This window comes from Arthrobacter glacialis, assembly GCF_002909445.1.
GTDB classification, from domain to species: Bacteria; Actinomycetota; Actinomycetes; order Actinomycetales; family Micrococcaceae; genus Specibacter; species Specibacter glacialis.
In genome coordinates this window covers 184,581-209,186 of sequence record NZ_PPXC01000004.1, presented here as the reverse complement: position 1 = coordinate 209,186, position 24,606 = coordinate 184,581, and the positions used below count along the sequence as shown (strand labels likewise).

The 24,606-nt window shown below is 63.0% G+C and carries 15 protein-coding genes and 2 tRNA genes; 16 read left to right on the top strand and 1 reads right to left on the bottom strand.

Translation table 11 applies throughout. The annotated features are described in order from the left end of the window. Window positions 1–23: 23 nt before the first annotated feature. Window positions 24–1,460 carry an amidohydrolase gene (locus CVS27_RS06565; RefSeq protein WP_207767459.1) on the bottom strand — a complete coding sequence of 479 codons (1,437 nt, stop codon included), beginning with the start codon at window positions 1,458–1,460 and terminating at the stop codon, window positions 24–26. Window positions 1,461–1,630: 170 nt separating this feature from the next. Between CVS27_RS06565 and CVS27_RS06560 the strand changes: the two genes are divergently transcribed. From CVS27_RS06560 to CVS27_RS06480, 16 genes are all read left to right on the top strand, one after another. Then, window positions 1,631–2,380: an SDR family oxidoreductase gene (locus tag CVS27_RS06560; RefSeq protein WP_103464931.1), complete on the top strand. Its 750-nt coding sequence runs from the start codon at window positions 1,631–1,633 to the stop codon at window positions 2,378–2,380. 142 nt (window positions 2,381–2,522) lie between these two features. After that, window positions 2,523–2,615, top strand: a complete 93-nt coding sequence (gene kdpF / locus CVS27_RS06555; RefSeq protein WP_103464930.1) for a K(+)-transporting ATPase subunit F — start codon at window positions 2,523–2,525, stop codon at window positions 2,613–2,615. Window positions 2,616–2,624: 9 nt separating this feature from the next. Beyond that, the gene (gene kdpA / locus CVS27_RS06550) at window positions 2,625–4,280 is read left to right on the top strand and encodes a potassium-transporting ATPase subunit KdpA (RefSeq protein WP_103464929.1); all 1,656 of its coding nucleotides are present in this window, start codon (window positions 2,625–2,627) and stop codon (window positions 4,278–4,280) included. Next, window positions 4,277–6,397, top strand: a complete 2,121-nt coding sequence (gene kdpB / locus CVS27_RS06545) for a potassium-transporting ATPase subunit KdpB (protein ID WP_103464928.1) — start codon at window positions 4,277–4,279, stop codon at window positions 6,395–6,397. Before kdpA ends, kdpB begins: the two co-directional genes overlap by 4 nt. 15 nt (window positions 6,398–6,412) lie before the next feature. Beyond that, complete coding sequence (gene kdpC, locus CVS27_RS06540; RefSeq protein WP_103464927.1) at window positions 6,413–7,009, top strand: potassium-transporting ATPase subunit KdpC; 597 nt, start codon at window positions 6,413–6,415, stop codon at window positions 7,007–7,009. A 3-nt stretch (window positions 7,010–7,012) separates the two neighbouring features. After that, window positions 7,013–9,577, top strand: a complete 2,565-nt coding sequence (locus CVS27_RS06535; protein WP_103464926.1) for a DUF4118 domain-containing protein — start codon at window positions 7,013–7,015, stop codon at window positions 9,575–9,577. 10 nt (window positions 9,578–9,587) lie between these two features. Beyond that, entirely contained in the window at window positions 9,588–10,262 is a 675-nt protein-coding gene (locus CVS27_RS06530; protein WP_103464925.1) for a response regulator, read from the top strand. Between the two features lie 86 nt (window positions 10,263–10,348). Further along, complete coding sequence (locus CVS27_RS06525; RefSeq protein ID WP_103464924.1) at window positions 10,349–11,809, top strand: MFS transporter; 1,461 nt, start codon at window positions 10,349–10,351, stop codon at window positions 11,807–11,809. Between the two features lie 68 nt (window positions 11,810–11,877). Beyond that, the gene (locus tag CVS27_RS06520; RefSeq protein WP_103464923.1) at window positions 11,878–12,540 is read left to right on the top strand and encodes an MOSC domain-containing protein; all 663 of its coding nucleotides are present in this window, start codon (window positions 11,878–11,880) and stop codon (window positions 12,538–12,540) included. Window positions 12,541–12,606: 66 nt separating this feature from the next. After that, window positions 12,607–15,966, top strand: coding sequence for a beta-xylosidase family glycoside hydrolase (locus CVS27_RS06515; protein WP_165788261.1), 3,360 nt, complete (start codon window positions 12,607–12,609; stop codon window positions 15,964–15,966). Window positions 15,967–16,413: 447 nt separating this feature from the next. Further along, the gene (locus CVS27_RS06505; protein ID WP_207767458.1) at window positions 16,414–18,372 is read left to right on the top strand and encodes a DEAD/DEAH box helicase; all 1,959 of its coding nucleotides are present in this window, start codon (window positions 16,414–16,416) and stop codon (window positions 18,370–18,372) included. 252 nt (window positions 18,373–18,624) lie between these two features. Continuing rightward, a tRNA-Thr gene (locus CVS27_RS06500) sits at window positions 18,625–18,696 on the top strand. 64 nt (window positions 18,697–18,760) lie between these two features. Continuing rightward, window positions 18,761–18,834, top strand: a tRNA-Met gene (locus CVS27_RS06495). Window positions 18,835–18,997: 163 nt separating this feature from the next. Then, window positions 18,998–19,663, top strand: a complete 666-nt coding sequence (locus tag CVS27_RS06490; RefSeq protein WP_103464919.1) for an NAD(P)H-binding protein — start codon at window positions 18,998–19,000, stop codon at window positions 19,661–19,663. A gap of 34 nt (window positions 19,664–19,697) precedes the next feature. After that, the gene (locus tag CVS27_RS06485) at window positions 19,698–21,272 is read left to right on the top strand and encodes a Na+/H+ antiporter (RefSeq protein ID WP_103464918.1); all 1,575 of its coding nucleotides are present in this window, start codon (window positions 19,698–19,700) and stop codon (window positions 21,270–21,272) included. Window positions 21,273–21,359: 87 nt separating this feature from the next. Continuing rightward, window positions 21,360–24,560, top strand: a complete 3,201-nt coding sequence (locus CVS27_RS06480; RefSeq protein ID WP_103464917.1) for a hypothetical protein — start codon at window positions 21,360–21,362, stop codon at window positions 24,558–24,560. Window positions 24,561–24,606: the final 46 nt, after the last annotated feature.

Here is a 24,606-nt window from a genome sequence, read left to right as displayed (position 1 = left end):
TGTCTTGCCCCTACACGTTGCCCCTACACGCGGGAGGCGCTGGCACCTGCGTGGGCAACGGCGTCGTACGTGTAAACCTGCTTGCCGCCGATGAACACGCCCATCGCCCGAGACATGATGTCCAGGGGGTCGCCGCTCCACAGCACCAGGTCGGCATCCTTGCCCGCCTTGAGCGAGCCCATCCGGTGGTCCAGGCCCAGCGCCTTGGCCGGGTTGATGGTGATGGCGCGCAGGGCCGTGTCCCGGTCCAGGCCTTCCTTCACGGCGAACGCGGCCTGGTGGACCAGGAAGCCGATGGGCACCACGGGGTGGTCGGTGATGATGGAAATTTCGACGCCGGCCGCGGCCAGCTTGCCCGGGTTGGCAATGGAGCGGCCCCGCAATTCGGGCTTGGACTTGCTGGTGAACAGCGGCCCAATCAGCACAGGAGTGCCGCGGGCGGCCAGGACATCGCCCAGCACATGGGCCTCCGTGCCGTGGTCAATGACCAGGTCATAGCCGAACTCGTCGGCCAGTCGGATGGCCGTGGCGATGTCGTCGGCGCGGTGGCAGTGCTGGCGCCAGGGGATCTCCTTGCGGAGCACCATGGCCAGGGCCTCCATGTGGGCGTCGCGGGGGCGCGGTTCGGGTTGCGCCAGCCAGTTTTGCGCGGCCATGAATGCCTGCCGGATCACCAGGGCCGTGCCGAGCCGGGTGGAGGGCGTCTTCTTCTTCTCGCCGTACACGGTCTTGGGGTTCTCGCCCAGGGCCGACTTCAGCCCGCTGGGGGAGCGGAGCACCATTTCCTCGATGTACCGCCCGTGCGTGTGCAGCGCCACCGCCAGCCCGCCGATCGGGTTGCCGGAACCGGGATTCACGTTGACGGCCGTGATGCCGCCGGCCAGGGCATCGTCAAAGCCGGGGTCAAAGGGGTCCACCGCGTCAATGGCCCGGACCCCCGCCATGACGGGATCCGTCATCTCATTGACGTCGCTGGCGGACTCCAGCTCGCCTTCGGGGTCCATGCCCAAGTGCACGTGGGCGTCGATAAAACCGGGCAGCAGCCACTGGCCCTTGGCATCCACAATGTCGGCGCCCTCGGGGACCTGGAGGGAGGCGCCAAGTCCCAGGATCTTGCCGCCTTCAACCAGGACAGTCCCGGTGAACGGTTCCCCATCAATGGGGACCACATGGGCGTTGGTGATGGCCAGGACCCGCCGTTTTGCGGCGGCGGCCGCCTCCCGAATGGTGGCACTGATCGAGGCCGTGTTCGCGGCGGCCTTGGCGGGCGTTGCCGCCTTGGCCTGCTTTTTGCCCGCCTTGCCTGGGACTGCCTTGCCGGCGCCGGTGCCCGGGACCGCCTTGGCGGGGATGGCGCCGGGCGTTCCTGCCGGCGCGGCCGCCCTGCGCGTAACCCGTCCCGGCACAAAGCCGCCCTCAGATGTTCCGCCGGGCTTCGGTGTGGGCAATGAGGGAGTCATGACGGCCTTTCGCTAAGCAATGGGGACTCCTCCAAGCTACATCGTAAACTTATGCGGTGAACTCGCAGCGAGTCTTGCGCATAAGTATTTATGCGCAGAACCCGCCGCCAGCTCGGCGCATAAGTTCACGCTGCCCTGCGGCGGAGGCTCCCGCACATAGGCTGGGGGCCATGCACAAGAAAATTGCCTTGATTACAGGTGTGGGCCGCACAGTGGGAATCGGCGCCGGGATTGCCCGCGCACTCGCTGCGGATGGCTGGGACCTGGTCCTGAACTACTGGCAGGAGTATGACGAGCGCATGCCCTGGGGGATCCAGCCGGAGGACATCGACACCCTCACCGCGGAGTTTGAAGCCGCGGGCGCCACGGTGTGGGCGCTGCCGGCCGACCTTGGCGACCCCTCCGCCGTCGAACGCCTCATGGCCCAAATTGCGCAGCAGGCCGGCCCCCTGGCGGGCATGGTGCTCTCGCACTGCGAGTCGGTGGACTCGGGGATCCTGGACACCTCGCTGGAGAGTTTTGAGCGGCACTTTGCCGTCAACACCCGCGCCAGCTGGCAGCTGATTGCGGCCTTTGCCCGGCAGGCCACGCCCGACGGCGGCGCCATCGTTGCGCTGACAAGCGACCACACGGCGTTCAACCTGCCGTACGGCGCATCCAAGGGCGCCCTGGACAGGATTGTCATTGCGGCGGCCAGGGAGCTGGGCGGACAGGGCATCAGCGCCAATGTGCTCAACCCCGGCCCGGTGGACACCGGCTGGATGGACGAGGCCACCCGCGCGGCCATGACGGCGCTGCAACCGGGCGGGCGGCTGGGAACCCCCGCTGATGTTGCGCCCACCGTGGCTTTCCTGCTCTCGGCGGGCGGGCGCTGGGTCAATGGCCAGCTGATCAAGGCCGACGGCGGTTTCTCGGCGTAATCGCATGAATCCTGCGCGCTGTCAGGAAGCCGTCAAGATTGCCCTAAACAGCGTAAAGAACACGTAAAAACAAGCTCCAAGCCCACGCCACGGGTGTGCGATTGAGAAAGAAATCAACGCACATTGTGAAAGTAGGACTGTTGTGGATTTAGCGACGTGGTTAATTTTGGGGCTGGTGGGGCTGGCCTTGCTGGTGTACCTGCTGGCTGCCCTCATCCGCCCCGAGAAGTGGTGAGCGGACACCATGGACCTTAGTATTTTCTCGCTGGCCACCCAGCTGGCCGTCTTGATAGTGGTGCTGGCTGCCCTGCACCAGCCCCTAGGCAAGTACTTGGCGAACACGTTCACCAGTCACAAGCATTTGGCGGTGGAAAGCGGACTCTACAAACTCTCCGGCGTCGACCCGCAGGCTGACCAGCACTGGAAGGTGTATCTGCGCTCGCTGCTGGCATTCAGCATTGTTTCCATCGTGGTGCTGTTCCTTGGCCAGCTGCTGCAGGGAATCCTGCCCTTCAATCAGGGCCTGGGCGCCGTTGACCCGTGGGTTGCCATGAACACGGCAGTCTCCTTTGTCACCAACACCAACTGGCAGACATATGTCCCGGAAACCACTCTTGGCTTCGGGATACAGATGATGCTCCTTGCTGTGCAGAACTTCCTCAGTGCCGCTGTGGGGCTGGCCGTTGTGGTGGCCCTGATTCGCGGCTTCACCAGGGCCCAAACGAGCAACCTCGGCAACTTTTGGGTCGACCTGACACGCGGCACCCTGCGCGTCTTGCTACCGCTGGCAGTGATTGGCGCGGTGGTCCTGATGATCACCGGCGTCATCCAGAACTGGGGCGGCACCAGCATCCACACCCTCGTCACGGGCGCCCAGCAGACGGTTCCGGGTGGTCCGGTGGCCTCGCAGGAAGCCATCAAGCTCCTGGGAACCAATGGAGGCGGCTACTTCAACGCCAACTCGGCCCACCCCTTTGAAAACCCCACGGCATTCAGCAGCTTGTTCCAGGTGTTCCTGATCCTGGTGATCCCGTTCTCCTTGCCGGCCATGTACGGACGCATGGTGGGCGACAAACGCCAGGGCTACACAGTACTGACAGTGATGGTGGCGTTCTGGCTGGCCTCCACCACCTTGATGGCGTGGGCCATTGCCGCCTTCAACGGCAACGGCACCAGCGTGGGTGAAGGATTTGAGCAGCGCCTGGGCGTTGCACCCAGCGCCTTGTTCGCAACAGCCACCACGCTCACCTCAACCGGCGCCGTCAACGTTGCCCACGATTCCCTGCCGCCCCTGGCCGGCGGCTTGGCCATGCTGAACATGATGCTGGGTGAGATTGCTCCCGGCGGCGTGGGCTCAGGCCTCTACGGAATGCTGATCCTGGCCGTGGTGGCGGTGTTCATTGGCGGCCTCATGGTGGGGCGCACCCCGGAGTTCCTGGGCAAGAAGATTGGCGCGCCCCAGATGAAGTTGGTGGCCCTGTACATCCTGGTCACCCCCACACTGGTATTGCTGGGCACGGCCATCACCGTTGCCATCCCGTCACTGGCCGCAGCTGCCCCTGCCGAAGGCCCGCACGGATTTAGTGAAATCCTGTACGCCTTCACCTCGGCCGCGAACAACAACGGCTCCGCCTTTGGTGGCATCACCAGCGCAGGTCCCGGGCTTGCCACCATGCTGGCGCTGGCCATGCTGATCGGCCGATTCCTGCCCATAGCGCTGGTTTTGGCGCTCGCAGGCTCCTTGGCGAAGCAACGCAAAATCCCTGCAACCACGGGAACACTCGCCACGCACGGACCGCTCTTTGCCGTGCTGTTGGGCGGCATCTCCTTGATCCTGACCGCACTTACCTACTTCCCCGCGCTCGCCCTGGGCCCGGCCGCTGAAGGACTGCTGAAATGAACCTGAATAACACCCTTGCGGCGCTGCCCCTGGCCTTCCGCAAGCTCGATCCCCGCCAAATGATTCACTCGCCCGTCATGTTCACCGTGCTGATCGGCTCCATTGTCTGCACCGCAGTTAGCGTCCAGCAGCTGGCCATTGGCTCCGATTCGGCAGTATTTTCCATCATTGTCACGGTGTGGCTTTGGTTGACTGTACTGTTTGGCAACTTGTCCGAGGCCATTGCCGAGGGCCGTGGCAAGGCGCAGGCTGACAGTCTGCGTGCCGCCCGCACCTCAGTCATGGCACGACGCCGGACCCGGGCCTTGGTGCCCGCCGGTGCGTCCGGCGCGGGTCGGGAGGGTAACGCCGAGTATGAAGAGGAGTTGGTGCCCGGCACCGACCTCGAGGTGGGTGACATCGTGATCTGTGAAGCGGGGGACCTGATCCCCAGCGACGGCGACGTCATTGAGGGCTTGGCCAGCGTGGACGAATCGGCCATCACCGGCGAATCGGCCCCCGTCATCCGTGAATCGGGCGGGGATAGAAGCTCCGTCACGGGCGGCACCATGGTGCTCTCGGACCGGATCGTCATTCGCATCACGGCGGCCAGCGGCAAGACGTTCCTGGACAGGATGATCTCCCTGGTGGAAGGCGCCACCCGGCAAAAGACGCCCAACGAAATCGCGTTGAACGTGCTGCTCGCCTCGCTGACCATTGTGTTCGTGGTCGCCGTCATGACGCTGGCCCCCATGGCGAACTTCGCCAGCGCACTTCCCACCCCGGTGGTTCTGGTGGCGTTGCTGGTCTGCCTGATCCCCACCACCATCGGCGCGCTGGTGCCGGCCATCGGCATCGCCGGCATGGACAGGCTGATCCAACGCAACGTCCTGGCCACCTCAGGCCGGGCCGTGGAAACAGCCGGCGACATCACCACCCTCCTGCTCGATAAGACAGGCACCATCACCTACGGCAATCGCCGCGCCGTTGCCTTCATAGCGGCCGACGGCGTGAACCAGCAACTGCTCATCGAGACGGCACGCTTGTCCTCGCTGGCAGACGAGACACCCGAGGGCCGCTCCATTGTGGATCTGGCCGAGGGTCCAGAGAAGCAGGCTGCGCAGGACGCAACGGCAACGCTCACCCCGGATGTTGACGTGATTGAGTTCAGCGCCGTCACGCGAATGAGCGGACTGAACCTGCCGGTGGGGCATCCCGCCAACCCGGGCCACAGCATCCTTGAGGTGCGCAAGGGGGCGGCGTCCGCCGTCGAACATTATGCAAAGGAACGCGGCGGATTCCTGCCCCAGGAACTCGAAAACGCCGTGCAGACGATCTCCGGGACAGGTGGCACCCCGCTGCTGGTGGCCACGTACGACGGCGAGCGCGCGCACGTTTTGGGTGTGGTTCACCTGGCGGATGTGGTCAAGCCCGGGATGAAGGAACGCTTCGCCGAATTGCGGGCCATGGGCATCAAGACCATCATGATCACCGGGGACAACAAGGTCACCGCCGCTGCCATTGCCGCTGAGGCCGGGGTGGATGACTTTGTTGCCGAGGCCACCCCGGAGGACAAGCTGGCTGTCATCAAGGCTGAGCAGGAGGCTGGACGGTTGGTGGCCATGACCGGCGATGGCACCAATGATGCCCCGGCGCTGGCTGCGGCTGATGTGGGTGTGGCCATGAATTCGGGCACCAGTGCGGCCAAGGAAGCGGCCAACATGGTGGATTTGGATTCGGACCCCACCAAGCTCATTGACATTGTGGGCATAGGCAAGCAGTTGCTGATCACGCGCGGATCGCTGACCACTTTTTCGGTGGCGAACGACGTTGCTAAGTACTTTGCCATTGTGCCGGCCCTGTTTGCGGCGACGTTCCCGGGGCTGGGGCTGCTGAACATCATGGGGCTGGCCTCACCCGAGAGCGCCATCCTCTCGGCTGTCATCTTCAATGCCCTGGTGATTGTGGCGCTGGTGCCGTTGGCGCTGCGCGGGGTGAAGTACCGGGCTGTCTCGGCAGCCAAGGCCCTGTCGCGGAACCTGCTCATCTTTGGCCTGGGCGGCGTCATCGCCCCGTTCATCGGCATCAAGCTCATCGACCTGTTGGTCTCACTCATCCCCACAATTGCCCAGCGCTAAATTAAGGACAGCACAATGAACGCTTATGGACGTCAACTTTTCACGGCTTTGCGGTTCCTGCTGTGCGCCACCCTGCTTTTGGGGCTGGCCTATCCGGTGCTGATCTTTGGCTTGGGCCAGGTAGTGGCCCCGGCCCAGGCCAACGGCTCCATTCTGACAGTCGGGGACAAGGCTGCCGGCTCCTCGCTGCTGGCCCAGCCCGTCACCGGCACCGCCTACTTCTTCCCGCGGCCCTCGGCGGTGGGCTGGGACCCGGCGACGTCGTCGGCCACCAACCTGGGACCCAACCAGACAGCACTGGAGGAGGCGATTGCCACCAACCGGGCAGAGGTGGCCGCACGGGAGAAAGCAGCACCGGGCGATGTGCCCATCGACGCAGTCACGGCCAGTGGATCGGGTCTGGATCCTGACATTTCACCGGCGTACGCAACCCTGCAAGTGCCGAGGGTGGCGGCCGCCAACGGGCTCAGCGAAGCAGCCGTGCGGGAGCTGGTTTCACAGAACACCAGCACCGGGGTGAACGCCTTTCTGGGCCAGCCATCGGTGAACACCACCACCTTGAATGCTGCCCTGACGGGTGTGCAGAAAACCGCCACAGGCCTGCGAGAATAAACTATGACGCGCGGCATATTGCGGATCTTCCTTGGTGCAGCTCCCGGGGTGGGTAAGACCTACTCCATGCTGGAGGAAGGCCATGCCCAAGCCGCGGCAGGCGTTGACGTGGTGGCAGGCATTGTCCTGGACCACGGCCGGGAGCAAACCCGCGCGCAACTTGCCGGACTCGAGGTCCTCCCGGCCCGTGTCATCAGCTACCGTGGCACTGATTTTGCGGAACTGGACCTCGCAGCCCTGCTGGCCCGCAAGCCGGCCCTGGCCCTGGTGGATGAATACGCGCACTCAAACATTCCCGGGGCGGGCAACGCCAAGCGCTGGCAGGATGTGGAAGAGCTCCTTGCCGCGGGCATAAATGTGTACTCAACTGTCAACGTCCAGCACCTGGCCTCGCTGGGGGATGTGGTGGAGACCATCACCGGCGTCCGCCAGCAAGAAACCGTGCCGGATGACATTGTGCGCCGGGCGGACCAAATAGAGCTCGTGGACATCCCGCCGGAACTGCTGCGCCAGCGGCTCAGTACCGGGCACGTGTATGCCGCCGACAAGGTGGACGCCGCGCTGGCCAACTACTTCAGGCTTGGAAACCTCACAGCGCTGCGTGAACTGGCGCTGCTGTGGCTGGCCGACAGGGTGGAAGAAGGCGTGGCTGCCTATAGGGAAAGTCACGGCATCGCCACTAGCTGGCCCACCCGCGAACGTGTTGTGGTCGGGCTGCCCGGCGGACCCGTTGGCGAAGTGCTGCTGCGCCGTGCGGCCCGTATCCTCAGCCGGGTCAGCGGCGGAGAATTACTCGCCGTGCACGTGCCCCGGTCCGACGGCGTTGCAGGGGACGCGCCGTCGGCCCTTGAAGGACAGCGGCAACTGGTCACGGACCTGGGCGGCACCTACCACTTTGTGGGCGGTGCGGACCCCGCGGCTGCGCTGCTGGATTTTGCCAGGAATGTGGGCGCCACCCAAATAGTCATCGGCTCCTCGCGCCGCAAACCACGCCTGGGCTTCCTCAATGGCCCAGGTGTGGGGGCGAGGGTGGTGCGCGACGCCGGCGACATGGACGTGCACATGGTCCCGCACCCCCTGAGTGGCTCCGGCGGACCTGTGCGCAACCGGGGTGAGCTAAACAAAAAACGCGTCATGGCCGGATTTATCCTGGCTGTGGCGCTCCCTATCCTCGTGGAATTGTTCACGGGAGCCTTGAGCCTGCAGACCACCATGGTTGTCCAGCTGGCGGCGACTGTCGCCGTTGCCCTTGTGGGTGGGCTGTGGCCGGCGGTGCTTGCCGCCGTGTGGGGGAGCTTGCTGCTGAACTATTTCTCGGCACCCCCCGTGGGAACCCTGAACATCAGCGACCCGGAAAATCTGCTGACACTGGCCGTTTTCCTGTTGGTGGCCGTGGCTGTTGCCTTGGCTGTTGACCAATCCGCACGGCGCTCGCGGGAAGCCATCAGGGCCGGCGCCGAGGCCGCCACCTTGAGCGAACTTGCCCGCGGAATCCTTGCCTCCCAGGACACCGTGCAGGTGCTGCTCGAACAGCTCAGGGACCATTTCGCCATGCGGGCGGTGACTCTATTTCGCAACACCACGTCAGCCGGTGCCCAGCCCGCAAGTGCCCAGGACGGCAACGGCTGGAGCATGGAAGCCTCCGTGGGGGATGAACCGCCGCAAATCCCCGAGCAGGCCGACACGCTTGAAGAGGTGTCCGAGCACTGGATGCTGGGCCTTTCGGGGCGCATTTTGCCGGCCAGTGACAGGCGCCTGCTGAGCGCTTTTGGTGCACATCTGCTGGCCCTGGAACAACGCGAGGCGCTCAGTGTCACCCAACGCGAGAACCTGCAACTGAGCCAGGACAACAACATCCGGACCTCAGTTTTGCGGGCGGTGTCCCACGATCTGCGCACACCCCTGGCCGGCATCAAACTGGCCGTCAGCAGCCTGCGCCAGAATGAGGTGACGTTCAGCCCCGAGGACGAAGCCGAACTGCTGGGCACCATTGAGCACTATTCGGACAGGATGGACCTCCTGGTGGGCAACCTTTTGGACATGTCCCGGCTGAGCGCTCAAATGGTCAGCCCCGTGGTGGGGCCCGTGGCGTGGCAGGAAGTATTGCCGGCGGCTTTGCATGGTGTCCCCTCGGACCGGGTGCGCCGGGAACTGCCGCCCAATATGCCCGCCATCGACGCCGATCCCGGCCTGCTGGAGCGGGTCATTGCCAACATTGTGGAAAACGCGGTGAAGTACGCCCCCGACTCGGAAATCCTGGTGGTGGGTTCCATTGGTGGCAGCGGCAGCGCCACGATCAACGGCCACCCTGCCAGCGAACTGCGCGTGGTGGATCATGGCAAGGGCGTTCCAGCGGCTGAGGTCATGGCCATGTTCAAGCCCTTCCAAAGGCTCGACGACGTCTCTTACGGTCCGCAGGGCGGCACCGGTGTGGGTCTGGGGCTGGCTGTTGCCAAAGGTTTTACCGAAATTATGGGCGGCGTGCTTGAAGCGGCACAAACCCCCGGCGGCGGCCTGACCATGATCATTAGGATGCCGCTTTCCACCGGTATTATGAGGACACTTTGAGGACTGAACTTTGACAACGGTTTTGGTAGTTGACGACGAACCCCAGATTCTGCGCGCCCTCCAAATCAACTTGCACGCCCACGGCTACACGGTGGTGCCGGCCCCCAACGGGACCACGGCGCTGGCCGCCGCCCAAACCCAGGCGATCGACGTCGTCGTCCTTGACCTGGGGCTGCCGGACATGGACGGCCTGGATGTGATTGCCGGGTTGCGCGGCTGGACCGAGGTGCCCATCATTGTGCTGTCGGCCAGGCACGGATCCCACGACAAAGTGGAGGCGCTGGACGCCGGCGCCGACGACTACGTGACAAAACCCTTTGGCCTGGATGAGCTGCTGGCCAGGCTCCGGGCGGCCACACGGCGTTCCGGCACACAGACTGCAGAACCACGGGTGGAGACGGCTGAATTTACCGTGGATTTGGCCAACAAGCAGGTTTTCCGCCACGGCGAGGCGGTGCGGATGACGCCCACCGAATGGAGCGTGCTGGAACTGTTGGTGCGCAATCCCGGCCGCCTGGTCAGCCAGCAGCAAATTCTCACGGAGGTGTGGGGCCCGGCCTACGCCAAGGAAACCCACTACCTGCGTGTCTACATGGCGCAGTTGCGGCGCAAGCTGGAGAACGATCCCGCCAATCCGGCGCACCTGCTCACCGAGGCGGGCATGGGGTACAGGTTCGCGCCGTAGGACGCACCAGGGGAAAGCACGTTCCAATTCGAGATGGCAGAATTGCAGGGCACCACCTCTTTTCGCACATCTTTTACAAGGAACTCATGAAGACCACAGCACCACCCGTCGGCAGGGCACGCTCCATAGCCTTGATCTCGTTGTTCATGGCCTCCTTCATGGAGCTCTTGGACGCCACCATCGTCAATGTTGCCCTGCCGGACATTGAACGGGCGCTCGGCGCCAATAGTGCGCAGCTGCAGTGGATGGTGGCCTCGTACACGCTGGCCCTGGCCATTGGTCTCATCACCGGCTCCCGGGTGGGCGACATCTATGGCCGCAAGAAAACATTCATCATCGGCCTGGTGATCTTCACGGTGGCCTCCGTACTGTGTGGCATGGCCATGAACCCGGAGATGCTTATTGCCTCCCGCGCCCTGCAGGGCTTTGCCTCCGCGGCCATGATCCCGCAGGTGCTCTCAAGCCTTCAGGTCATGTACAGGCCGTCCGAGCGTGCCGGTGCCATGGCGGGGTTCTCGGCCCTGGCCGGTGTTGCCGCGGTCTCCGGCCCCATCCTGGGCGCCATTCTGACCAATGCGGACATTTTTGGCTGGGGCTGGCGCACCATCTTCTTCGTGAATATCCCTGTAGGCATCTTTGCTGTCATCTGCGCCGTCAAGTACGTGCCAGAGTCGGTGGCGCCCGTGCGGCACAAACTTGACCTGTCCGGCGTCGTGATTCTTGCCGTGGGCATGCTGGCCGTCCTGTACCCGCTCACCATGGGCCGGGAGGAAAACTGGCCGATTTGGACGTTCCTGATGATGGCCTTTGGCTTACTGGTGCTGGTGGGCTTTGTGCTGCTGCAACGCCGTGAGGAAAAGAACGGCGGCGAGCCCCTGGTGGCCGTTTCCTTGTTCAAGAGCCGCCCGTTTGCCGCCGGCATCGCCATGATGTTCCTGTTCTTCATCCCCATGAACGGCTTCTTCCTGATTCAGACCTTGTTCCTGCAGCTGGGCCTGGAATACCCCATCCTGAAGGCCGGGCTGACCATGATTCCGTTCTCCATCATGGTCCCGGTCCTGGCCGGCATCTCGGCCGCGATCCTGGCGCGCAAGATCGGCCGCGTGGTGCTGCAGCTGGGTCCGTTGGTCATCGCCGCGGGCTTCGTTGTCCTGATCTTCACGGTTCACGCAGTGGGCGGGGCCGTAACCCCGTGGCACCTGCTGGCTGGGCTTGCCCTCAGCGGCGCGGGCTTCGGCATGGTGGTGGCACCGGTTGGCATCTTTGTGCTCTCCGAAGTTCCCACCAAGTTTGCCGGCAGCGCCTCGGGCCTGTTCAACACCACCAGTCAGCTTGCCGGTGCCCTGGGTGTTGCCATCATTGGCACCATCTTCTTCAATTCACTGGAAACCAGCACCGCCGCCAGCCAGTCGGCCGTGTTCATCGAGGGCTTCACGTTCACCATGTGGTGGATGGCCGGCGGGATGGTCCTGGCCTCCATTGCAGCCACGTTCCTGCCGCGTTGGGCCTCGGAGTCGGACCCGGTTGATGAGCTGGTGGACGCCTAGGATTTACGACGCCGGCCAGCACGGGGTTTCTGCTGTGCGGGTGCGGCACCTTGTCCTAGGGTGGGTGCATGACCAACCTTGCTCCGCCGCCAGGCTCGCTCCTCGCCATTTGTCGCGTCCACCAACTCATCACCATCGCAGCGGGTGCTGGTGTCACGGCCATTGACAAGCGCGCAGTTCATGGGCCCGTCAAGCTGCGGACGTTTGGTGTGTTTGGTGACGTGCAGGCTGACACCGAACACCACGGCGGCCCTGACCAGGCTGTCTATGCTTACTCGCAGGAAGACGCCGACTATTGGAGTGCCGAGCTGGGACGGGATATTCCGCCGGGGCTTTTTGGCGAAAATTTGCGCACCCAGGGTGTTGAAACCACTGGTGCCGTGATTGGTACGCGCTGGCGCATTGGCAAGGCGTTGTTGGAAGTGACCTCTCCGCGCGTCCCGTGCGCCACCTTCGGGGAACGGATGGATGAGCCGCAGTGGGTCAAGCGCTTCACCGCGGCCAGCCGGGTTGGCACCTACCTGCGGGTGTTGGAACGGGGCACTGTTCAGACGGGGGACACCATCACGGTTGAGCATGTCCCCAGCCACGGCATCACTGTAGGAAAGTTCTTTAGTGACCCCAGTCTTGAGGATGTGAACACGCTGCAGAAGCTGCACCACGCCGGCGAACTCACCTTGAACGCCCACTATTGGAGCCGCTTCGAAAGAATCCTGCAAAAAAATACATAAGGGCACGCAACTTAACATTTCGCACGTGATGGACAACACATGTTATCGATAACTACTGTCGACGACATGACAAACAATCCATCATGGTATCTCCGGACAGAGACGTCCGGAGTCAGATTTCGAGCGTGGGGTGCTGGACTTCTGGCCCTTGGCATGGGCCTCGTCCTAGCCGCAGGCGCCATGCCCGCCCCGGCCCATGCAGCGGACCCCACCGCTCCGCTGCCTGCAGCGGGCTTGAATTCGTCCACGGTGGGCTACTACGCCTCGACGCCAGCCACACCTGACAAATCGGTCATGCCGGTGCACGCAGCCAACCGCACCATTGTGAACGTCACCGATTTCGGTGCCGATCCCACCGGCGTGCAAGATTCAGCCAAGGCCATCAATGACGCCATCCTTCACGCCAAGAGCTTGAAGGCCCCCACCACCATTGCGTTCCCGTGCGGCAGCTACACCATTTACCCGGAAAACACCCCTAAACGGAACCTGTACATCTCCAACACGGTGGGAACCAATCCGGAATACGTCAACAAGAACATCGGCATCCTGATCGAGGACATGGATGATGTGATTGTTGACGGCATGGGCTCCGCGCTGACGTACCACGGCAGCCAAACGGAGTTCTCCTCCATCCGCTCCACGGATGTCAGCTTTAGGAACTTCACCACTGACTGGTATTCCCCTGGCGTGCTGGATTTGACCATCATGGACTCAGGTGTTGCCAATGGCCAGGGCTACCGGGACTACAAGTTGCCCCCTGGAAACAGCTACACCATCAACGGCGCCACGGCCACGTTCATGGGGGAGAAGAGTCCCGTCACGGGCCTGCCCTACTGGACCCAGGTCCCCGGTGAAACCATGGGCTGGCAGAACCAGATCCGTGACCTCGCCACGGGTGAGACGTTGCGTCAGGCTTCCGGAATCCCGCTGTGGAAGAACTCCACGTCCGTTGCGGACATGGGCAATGACATCATGCGTGTGACCTACGCAGGAAATCAGGATCCGGGCGGTGAAGGGCAAGTTTACGAAACTCGCCGCCACACCCGAGACGCCCCCGGCGTCATGATCTGGGAATCTGAGCGCACAGCCCTGCAGACCCTGACCCTGCACTACATGCACGGCTTCGGTATGGTGGGCCAGCTGTCCAAGGACATCTCCTTTGACAAGATCACCATGCGTACGGATGCCGGAACGTGGCGCCAGACCTCCGTATTTGCCGACTTCCTGCACATGTCAGGCGTGGGTGGCAAGGTGCAGGTAACCAATTCCATCTTCGATAACCCGCACGATGACCCCATCAACGTCCACGGCACCTATGTGCAGGTGAAGTCGATCGACAGGGCCGCCAAGAAAGTTGTGCTGCGGTACGAACATTCCGATACCGCAGGTTTCCCCCAGTTCTACCTGGGCAACGAGATGCGGTTCGTCAAGCGCAGCACCATGATCCCCACCGCCGTCGAGGATTACAAAGTCATGGCCGTCTCGGGACCCAGTGGCACGGAGACCATTGGCAACCTGCGAGAAATGACAGTCACCTTGGACAAGGAATTGCCTGCCGAACTGGCAGTGGACACCTTCGTGGCCGAGAACCTGACGTACACGCCCGAGGTCTACATCGCTGGCAACACGTTCAAATCCACGCCAACCCGCGGCATTCTGGTCACCACACCCAAGAAGGTTGTCATTGAACGCAACCACTTCGACCAGATGGGCATGGCCAGCATCTACATTTCCGCCGACGCCGTGGGCTGGTATGAATCCAGCGCCGTCAAGGATGTCACCATCCGCAACAACGTTTTTGACAGGCCCACCAGCAACTACGGCGCCATCTGGATTGAGCCGTTCAGCACCGAGGTGGTGCCGGGCAAGACAGTTCACCAAAACGTCAAGATCGATTCCAACCGGTTCTCCCTGAAGCCCAGCGGCCAGCTGGTCAACGGAAAGTCCGTGTCCGATCTCAGCTTCACCAACAACGTTGTGAACCATTACGCACCCACCACGCCCGTGGATCCCAAGAGTGTCTCCAGCAAGCCGATGTTTGATTTCACCGGCAGCGCCAACATCACCATTTCCGGCAACCAGTACGCGCCCGGGTTCAACCTGCGTGCCAACACAGCCAGCAACATGGCCGCCAGTGAGGTCCATGTGGTTGGAGACGGCGTCCTGGTCAACGAGGACAATGTCGACCTGACAGGGGTGCCCGTGTCCGCGTTGGACCCGGCCTTGCGCTGGCTGCGCGAGGACAGCTCACGCTGGAGCGCCGTGGACAAGAACACCGTGGCCATCAAGGCAGGCGTCAACGGTCTGTGGGCCAACCAAAACGTGGCTGCCAACATGCTGGTGCAAAAGGCCCCCTCCGTGGGCGACGCGGAGATCGTGGTCAAAGTCAGCGGTGCCACCAAGAGTCAGTATGAAGAATCCGGCGTCATGTTCTATGGCAACGACGACAACTATGTGGCGCTTCAGCGCAAGCATGCCGGCGGCGCACCCGTGCTGGCCGTGGTCACCGAGACGGCCGGCGCCGGCAATGAGAGCACCCAGATTCCGGCACCTGCCAATGCGGACATTTGGCTCAAGCTCAAGCGCACGGACACCAGCTACGCCGGCAGCTACTCCACCGACGGGATCATCTTCACCAGTGTTGGCACCATCACCAATGCTGCGGTCGGCGATACAGCCAGGGCGGGCCTGCTGACTGGCGGGCTCAGTGACGCCAATACGCCGTTCACGTACAGCGCCATGATGGTCAGCGGCAAGGCACAGCCCATCTTTGGCACCATCGTCACCCCGGGCCCGCTGGAATACGCGGCAGCACTGGCCGATCCGGTCTGGTCCGGCATCGACTTTGGTACGGCCAAGTCCCCGCTCGCATGGTTGAAGTACACCGACCCATCGGTGACGTCCATCAGCACCACCTTTGTGCCCAAGGTTGCAGGCACCAAAGTTCAAGTGATCTTCAACGATGCGCCGGCCAAGGCCAATGCAAATGGCAGCCACACCTTCAAGCTCATGGCCGGACCCAACGTCATTGAGGTCAACACGATGGGTGCCGACGGCGTCGCCACCCAGGCGTACAGGTGGGTTGTTGTCGCCGATCTGCCCACAAAACTGCCCGGCACCGAGGTCAATTGCGAGGCCGTTGTGGAGCCCACGCCGTCGGCATCACCGAGTGCAAGTGCCTCGCCCAGCGCGACGCCGAGTTCGACGCCGTCGACCTCTCCGAGCGCCGAGCCGAGTCCGGGCACTACTCCAACCGAGCAGGTTGAGGTAACAGCACCAGCAACAGCTTCGGCAACCCCGGAAGTTGCATACCCGGAGGATGATCTGGCCAAGACGGGAGCTGGGCTCGGGTTTGCGGTAGGTGGATTAGCCATCGCCATCGTGGGTCTGGTGCTCTTCGCGGCAGGACGTCCGCGCCACGCCTAGCCCTTCACGCCAACTAACCCGCAGAAAACGGCGAAAATTCACGGTTTCGACGTGATTTTCGGTGTTTTCTGCGGGCTAGTTGTTTAAGGAGGGAGGGGCATGTGCCGAACCTCACTGGTCGGCATCGACTTTAGCTCTGTCATGGCGGTAAGGTATGCCCTACAATTTAAATATCCCCCACTCCGGTATCTCCTTTTATTTTCTGCCCAATTTTTGAGGCAGGAGCCTGAAGTGTTTGGGGCCCGCAACGTTTTTGTGCGGGCAAGTAGCGTTCATAGGGGATTGCCGGCAAAGAAACGCCATGCGGTGTTGGTTACTTTCAACATCGGCGGCCGTACCAACGGCGCATACATGGCGCGAGATCCTGCCCGGGATGCCGAGTAGCGGCTGGATTTCTGCAATGCGGCAACCTCGCCGCTTGGCCCTATGAATGAGGACATTTTGACCATGCCCGAAAACTTGACAGAAACTTCCCCGGAGACCGAGGAAGAAAACGAAACTACTTTCGCTGACTTGGGTATTGACGGCCGTGTGCTGTCTGCCCTGAGCGACGTTGGCTACGAGAAGCCCTCACCCATCCAGGCCGCCACCATTCCGTTGCTGCTTGAAGGCCGCGACGTTGTTGGTTTGGCGCAGACCGGTACAGGCAAGACTGCAGCATTCGCCGTCCCCGCCCTGTCCCGCATGGCTGAGCTGATGGACCTCAACGGTCCCACCAAGGACACCCAGATCCTGGTTTTGGCACCTACCCGTGAATTGGCCCTGCAGGTTGCAGAAGCTTTCACCTCGTACGCCAAGTACATGGACAACTTCTCCGTTCTCCCCGTTTACGGTGGCTCGGCTTACGGCCCGCAGCTGGCCGGTTTGCGCCGCGGTGCACAGGTTGTAGTCGGTACCCCCGGCCGCGTCATCGACCACCTCTCCAAGGGTTCCTTGGACTTGTCCAACCTGCAGTACCTGGTCTTGGATGAAGCCGATGAGATGCTGCGCATGGGCTTTGCTGAAGATGTAGAGAAGATTCTGGCTGAGACACCGAAGGAGAAGCAGGTTGCCCTGTTCTCCGCCACGATGCCTGGCCAGATCCGCCGTATCTCCAAGCAGTACCTGAACAACCCCGCCGAGGTGACTGTAAAGTCCAAGACCACCACAGGTGCCAACACCCGCCAGCGTTACCTGCAGGTCATGGGCCCGCACAAGCTCGATGCGCTGACCCGCGTGCTTGAGGTTGAGCAGTTCGAGGGCGTTATCGCGTTCGTTCGCACCAAGATGGCTACCGAGGACCTGGCTGACAAACTGAAGGCACGCGGCTTCTTGGCTGCCGCCATCAACGGTGACATCCCGCAGCAGCAGCGTGAGCGCACCATTGAGGCGCTCCGCGACGGCAAGATCGATATCCTGGTCGCCACCGACGTTGCTGCCCGTGGTTTGGACGTGGAGCGCATCACTCACGTCATCAACTACGACATCCCGCATGACACCGAATCCTACGTTCACCGCATTGGTCGTACCGGCCGCGCTGGCCGTTCAGGTGACGCGATCTTGTTCATGACTCCCCGTGAGAAGTACTTGCTGCGCGCCATCGAGAAGGCTACTCGCCAGCCGGTGGATCAGATGCACCTGCCCAGCGCCGAAACCATCAACACCCTGCGCATGGGCAAGTTCGCTGAGAAGATCACCGAAACCCTGGCCAGCCAGGACGTTGCCAAGTTCCGCGACCTGATCGCCTCCTACGAGCAGGAGCACGACGTTCCCGCCTCGGAGATTGCCGCAGCCTTGGCTGTCATGGCACAGGGCGGACAGCCGTTGCTGGTCAACGACCTGCCGGCAGCACCTGAATACCAGAAGAAGGAACGCTCCAAGGACGGCTTCGGCTCCCGCGGCCCGACCCGCACCCTGACCGAAGGCAACGCCACCTACCGTATCTCGGTAGGCCGTCGCCAGCGCGTCATGCCCGGCTCCATTGTTGGCGCCATTGCCAACGAAGGCGGCCTGTCCTCTTCACAGATCGGCGGCATTGACATCCGCGCCGATCACACCTTGGTGGAATTGCCGGCAGAGCTGAGCAAAGACCAGTGGCGTGCACTGAGCAAGACCCGCATCAGCGGCGAGCTCATCAACCTCGAGCTCGACAAGGGCCGTCGCCCCTCCGGTGGAGGCACAGGCGCTCCCTACCAGGGCGGCGGCGAGCGTAACGACCGCGGCCAGGGCGGCTTCAAAAAGAAGTTCGACGGCGACCGCAGCGGCGGATACCGCGGCGCAGACCGTGGCGCAGAGCGTGGCGCAGAGCGTGGCAACGACCGCGGCTTCAGCAGCGATCGCGGCCAGGGCCACACAGGTCACGGTGGCGGCGACCGTCGTCCCCGTCACGAGGGTGGCCAGAGCTTCAACAGCAAGGGCAAGTGGTAACAACCACGCCCTAGGGTGCTAAAAAGGGCCGGTTGTCATAAAGACAACCGGCCCTTTTCTTGCATTCCACCCCATGTGACGCAACTCATTCATCATGCGTCAAGAGGGTGAAGTTCATTGAGTTTTAGCGGTTTCAGGACGCCTTTTCTATGACTTTTTGGGCCGAATGAGTGCCGGGTACGCCGCTTGTGGCGTTAGGGGCGTTCCTCGATTTCACTTCCTGCCAATCCACTGGTAAAGTATTTTCTCGTTGCCCCCCTAGCTCAGTGGTAGAGCGCGTTCTTGGTAAGAACGAGGTCACCGGATCGATTCCGGTGGGGGGCTCGCAAATGAGAAGGCTCGTGTCAAGACGGTTTTGTCCGGGGCGGCACGGGCCACTCTCATTTATGGCGGCATAGCTCAGTTGGTTAGAGCGCACGACTCATAATCGTGAGGTCCCGAGATCGAGTCTCGGTGCCGCTACAGAAAGGCCCCTTTCGCACTATGTGTGAAAGGGGCCTTCTTGTTTCCCCGGAACCACATCTCGCGGTGGCAAGTGACCCCGAATTGATCCGGCTCCCAGTGCGCGCAGAGACTCGTGGCGTAGGCTGCCCCCAACGGTTCAATCCAATGCGAGGGAGAAACAATGAAGAAGGTTCTGATAATTGGCGGGCACGGGAAGATTGCGATGCTGCTGGCGCCATTGCTGACAGCTGCGGGCCTGGAGGTCACCTCGGTGATCCGCAATGCCGCCCAGATCGACGCTGTGGCAGCCACCGGCGCCATGCCCGTGGTGCACGACGTCGGTTCCTCCTCGGTTGACGAGCTCGCCGACCTCTTTGCCGGCCAAGACGCTGTCATCTGGTCCGCCGGTGCTGGCGGTGGAAGCCCCGAGCGCACGTACGCCGTGGACCGGGATGCGGCCATCGCCACCATTGATGCGGCCGTTGCAGCCGACGTCCAGAGATACATCATGGTCTCCTACCTGGGTGCCAGGACGGACCACGGGGTCCCGCCGGAGAACAGCTTCCACGCCTACGCCGAAGCGAAAGCGGCCGCCGATGAGCACCTGCGGTCGGCAAGTTCCTTGGCATGGACCATCCTGGCCCCCGGCGCTTTGACCCTGGACGAACCCACGGGCTTGATTGACCCCACCCCGGCAGCGGAGCGCGACCCTGCCGCATCCACCAACACCTCGCGCGGCAACGTGGCCCTCGTGGCAGCAGCCGTGCTCCAGCATCCCAGAACCATCATGCGAACCATCGAGTTCACAGACGGGCACGAGTCAATCGCCCAGGTGCTGACCCCGTAAATCGCCCAGGTGCTGACCCCGTAAAATACATTGCGTGGAACAGCTCGTATTGATCATCGGACTCTTATTCGCCACAGTGCTTGCCGTCGGGTTGGGGGACAAGCTCAGGCTGCCCTACCCGGTGCTCATGCTCATCATGGCAGGAGCCCTGACCTTCATTCCAGGGTTCCCCGATCTGCGGATCAACCCCGAGCTGATCCTGCCCATCTTCCTGCCACCCTTGTTGTTCGCTACGGCGCAGAAAAGTTCGTGGGCGGTCTTCCGGGTCCGGTGGCGCACCATAATCATGCTGGCCGTTGCCCTGGTGGTTGTCTCCACGGCCATGGTGGCAGGCGCGGCGTGGCTGTTGATTCCGGGCATTGGCCTACCTGCTGCGATCGCCCTGGGCGCCATGTGTGCGCCGCCGGACCCGGTGGCCGTGGAATCAGTGGCCGGCCGTGTCCACATGCCGCGCAGGCTGATCACTGTCCTGCAAAGTGAAGGTTTGTTCAACGACGCCGCAGCCATCGTCATCTTCCAGGCCGCCGTGGCCAGCACCATGGACGGTCAGCCGTTCGGCGTGGACGTGGTGGGTGAATTCCTGCTCGGCGCCGTGGTTGCCGTGGCGGTTGGCATGCTGATGGGCTGGCTGACGGGCGTGATCACCAAGCTCATCACCTCCTCCGTGGCCCGCAGCGCCGTGACACTCATTGTTCCCTTTGCCGCGTACATCCTGGCCGAGGAAGTCCACGCCTCGGGCGTCATCGCCGTGGTGGTCACCGCGTTGGAGATCAAACGCCATGCCCGGGCCGAGGACGCCACCGAGCGCATCACCCGTGCCGCCTTCTGGGACGTGGTTGAGCTGCTCGTGACGGGGCTCGCCTTTGGCTTGGTGGGACTGGAAGTTCGCGAAGTCATCAAGTCCGAGGGCTCGGATATTTGGGGCATGCTGCCCGCGGCCGTGGCAGTCAGCGTTCTGGTGATTGTGGTGCGTTTCCTCTGGTTTGGCCTGCTGGCGCTGCTTTCCAAGAAGCACGACGGCGACCTTCCGCCCACCAGCCTCAAGGACGTCATCATCCTCACCTGGTGCGGCATGCGCGGGCTGGCCACTTTGGCCTTGGCCCTGGCGCTGCCCACGGTGCTGCCCACCGGGGAAGCGTTCCCCGCGCGGCATGAGATTATCGTCGTCGCCTGCGCCGTGCTGCTGACCACGCTGGTGCTGCCGGGGCTCACGCTGCCCTGGCTCATGCGGGTCCTGAAAGCCACGGACGACGGCGTGGAGGAACGTGAGGCGGCCAAGGTCTTGGCCCTGCGTGCCCAGGACGCGGCCATTGCCGCCTTGCGGGACAACGAGATCATTAAGAACCTGCCGCCGGAAAAGCTGTCCCTGGTCAAGGAAAAGATGAAACGGCTGCACGCGGAACTCCTTGATGGCAGCCTGAAGAATGAAGACGCTGACGAGCGCCGTCGTCGTGGCCGGGAATTGGCCATTGCTGTGCAAACCATTGCCCTGGACGCCGCCCGGGCCGAGGTCCTGAGCGCCCGCAACGAACCGGAGGCTGACCCGGAGGTGGTGGACAGGGTGCTGCGCCAGCTGGACCTGCGCACCATGATCATGCCGGAGAACTAGAAAGTCAATCCTTGACCTTGCACGGCGTCGGGTGTCCACTGTACTGAACATGCTGTGTTGGTTTCTCTGCGGGGTCAGGAGCCGGTCATGAATGCACTCCTTGCACTGATCATGGATGCCCGCCCACTTGTCGAACGTCCCGACCGGGCGCTCTTGGCGCGGTTGACGCGCTGGTTTACAGGGACCCGGGTCTTACTGGTCGTGACCGTGTGGATCGCCATGGCTGAGGTGGACCGCCTGATTGCCGATACGGCCACCGAGACAGGCCGCTCGGGCTCGGCCAGTTCCCTGCAAGGCCTTGACCCGCAGTTGGGCTGGGAAAACTGGGGCATTTGGCTGGGGCTGGACGAGGGAATTTGTAGCCAGGTCAGGATCCTGCTGGCCATCTACGTCTGCCTCGACGTGTTGTTCGCGGTGCTCTACATTTCCTTACTGAGCAGGTTTTTTGGCTCCAGAAAGGTGGCGAAGCTGGCCATCGGCACCGTCATCCTCGGTGAACTGCTGGAAGTGGCCACCCAGCTCGTTGGCAACTATGCCTTGGGCCTGGATGAACAACCGGGTCTGGCGTTGATGACAGAGCTGGCGTGGTTGGCCGTGCTGGCAACATTCCTGAAATGGGCCGGGCTGGCGACGTTGGCGGCATCCGTTTTTGTATATGCCAGGCTGCGCCTGCGGGTTTCGCGGAATGTTGGTCGCGCGTGGAACGCCTTGTTTTTCCACCGTCTGGCCTTCGCCGCCGTCCTGCTCATAGGGGCCCTGGCGCTGCTACCAATTGCCGGCGTCAATGACCAAATGCCCGACACGCAGAGGGCCTGGCTCAACTTGGGCCCGGGAAAATTTCTGATCACGAGCTGGGCTGCGCTCTTGGTGTCCTTTGGCTTGTTCTACCTGGGGCGGCGCCGCAGCGAGCTGGCATGGTCCCTATACGCCGGCGAACAGCAGGTGCCCGACAATGCGCCCCGCTACTGGATGTGGATGATTCCTCAGGTCCTTCTGGTACTGGGCATTGGCGCCGTTTTGTTGGGAGGCGGGCACACAGTCCCCGTGGACTGGCGCACCGGAGTGGCCATGGGGTTGCCCCTGCTCGTTGCCCTCGTGAGCATATGGATGGAATATCGAGGTGACTCCGTGGCGCCTCTCCCGCCACGGCCGACTTCCCGGCAACGCGCCGTGGACGCGTGGCGGTGCGGCGACGTGCTGGCCATGGTTTTTCTGGCCTTTTCCGGCATGGCACTGGTCCGTTCCTTCACCGCCCCGATCGCCTTGGGTATCGCGGGGTCTCTGAGGTGGGACGCGGGTCAACAATGGGTGGCTGGCCTCTATCTGACATTCGGAGTTGCCCTGGCCGGTCTCGTCTTTGGGGCGGGTGCATTATTGTGCCGGGCCACGTGGGGAAAATTCTTGGACCCCCGCGAGGTCGCCGGGTCGGCAACGATCCGGATTTCGTTGGTCCTGCTGGCACTGTTCGCCATCATCGTGTCAGCCTTTGCCTTCCTGCCAGTGTGGACCAGCACGGCCGCCGGTGTCGCGGGAACTGCGGTGCTGGCAGTCGGGTCCTGGGCCATGGTGATTGGGCTGGCCACCGTTGCCCTGCAGCGGCAGCGGCCACCACGGATCTTTGAAGCGCTGGGACTCCGGGCAGCCCCGGTCATGACCCTCATTGCCATCGTCCTCGCCGTAGGGTCATTCGGTGGCGGCAATCCGGCCCTGCACCAGATCCGGGATCTTGAGTCCGTCCAAGACCCGTCCGTGCTTGCCACAAGGCCCGGGGTCGCGAAGGCTTTCAAGGATTGGTTGGATCGCAGTGCAGCGTGCGGGCGGAACCTGGCCCGGGATGTTGCGCCGGGCCCATCCGCTGGGGCGGCTGCGATCCGGGTTCGGCCCATGGTGCTCGTCGCAGCCGAAGGAGGCGGCATCCGGGCCGCGAGCTGGACGGTTCAGGCCTTTGACAAGCTGGCGGAGACGGGGGGCTGCGGCGGTGACGTGGTGATGGCCTCGTCGGGAATCAGCGGCGGCTCGGTGGGATTGACCTTGAGTCACCTCTACGGGGCCAGCGGTGCGGTGGAGAGAATGGAAGCGTTGTCCGGACCGAACCCCTTGGCGGCTGCGGTTTCGGGGGCCATTGTGGGGGATGTTATTGCCTCCGGCACGGGCCTGTTGATCCCCACACAGGTGGGCGCCCCAACCGGGGGCGCGGCACCGCGCGTGTGGAACGATCGTGCCGGGCTCATGGAGTCACTGTGGGAAGTGTCGGCTCCCAAGCTTGCAGAAGCCTTTGACGCCACCACTGCAGGCCCCACGGGTGCCCTCCTGCTCAATTCCACCGATGCCGGGAGCAACTGCCGGGTGGTCATCAGCCAACTTGATTTGCCGGGAAAGGCAGCCCCCGGCAGTAATGCTGGATTTCAGTGCAGCGGTGCGCAAGGATTCCCCTTGACTGTTGACCTGCTCGACCGGCAGACCGATTGCCCGCTGGCATTGCGCTGGTCCTCGGCGGCCTTGCTTTCTGCCAGATTCCCCATTATTTCTCCTGCCGGACGTGATCCTGTCAGGCTTGACGAGGCCGGGAAGCCCACCAACTGCCAGGGCGGTGCCAACTTTCAACTCATCGATGGCGGCTACTCCGAGGGATCGGGGCTGGGAACCATCAGCGACTTGTGGCCCGCCCTGCAAAAAGAGGTATTGGGCCACAATGCGTGCGTTACGGCGGCGCTGGCCGTGGTGAATCTTCCAGCACCAGGGAACGCACCTCCCTGCCCGGGCATCGAGGCCACAGCTGATCTCGTGGCGCCGGTGTTCGTGTTCCTGCAGAATTCCCCGGGTGCGGACCTCGTAGGCCGCCCACCGAAAGCCGCCGGCGAATTGGCAGTGCCCCTGGTCGGTTTAGGCGCGAGGAAGCTCCAATCCGCAACAAGGTCCTGGATTCAGCGGCTGGAGGAAGCAGGCAACGTGTGTCCTGTCCCAGCCGTGGAGATCCCGGGTGAGGAGAACCCGGCAGGAGCCAGTGCCAAGCTTTGCGCGGAGGCCACCGAGTCCGTCTCAACAGCACTGGGTGGGCAGTCCGTGGTGGTGGTTGCGCCCAACAGTGTGCCCGCACTGGGTGCGCCGCTTGGCTGGTCGCTTTCTGCGCTCAGCCAAGACCAGCTGGAGCATGCGATGACGACCGAGGCAGGTTCCCGGCCCGACCCTAACGCCGGTGTCACAGCGGACCAGGGACAACAGCAGCCTTTCGACCTGCTCTTGGACTACTTGGAAAAAGGGAAGGCGACTGGTGCAGTCAGCCAGTAATGACACGCAAGGATTGTAGGAAGACACATCGAATCCTTGGCTGTTG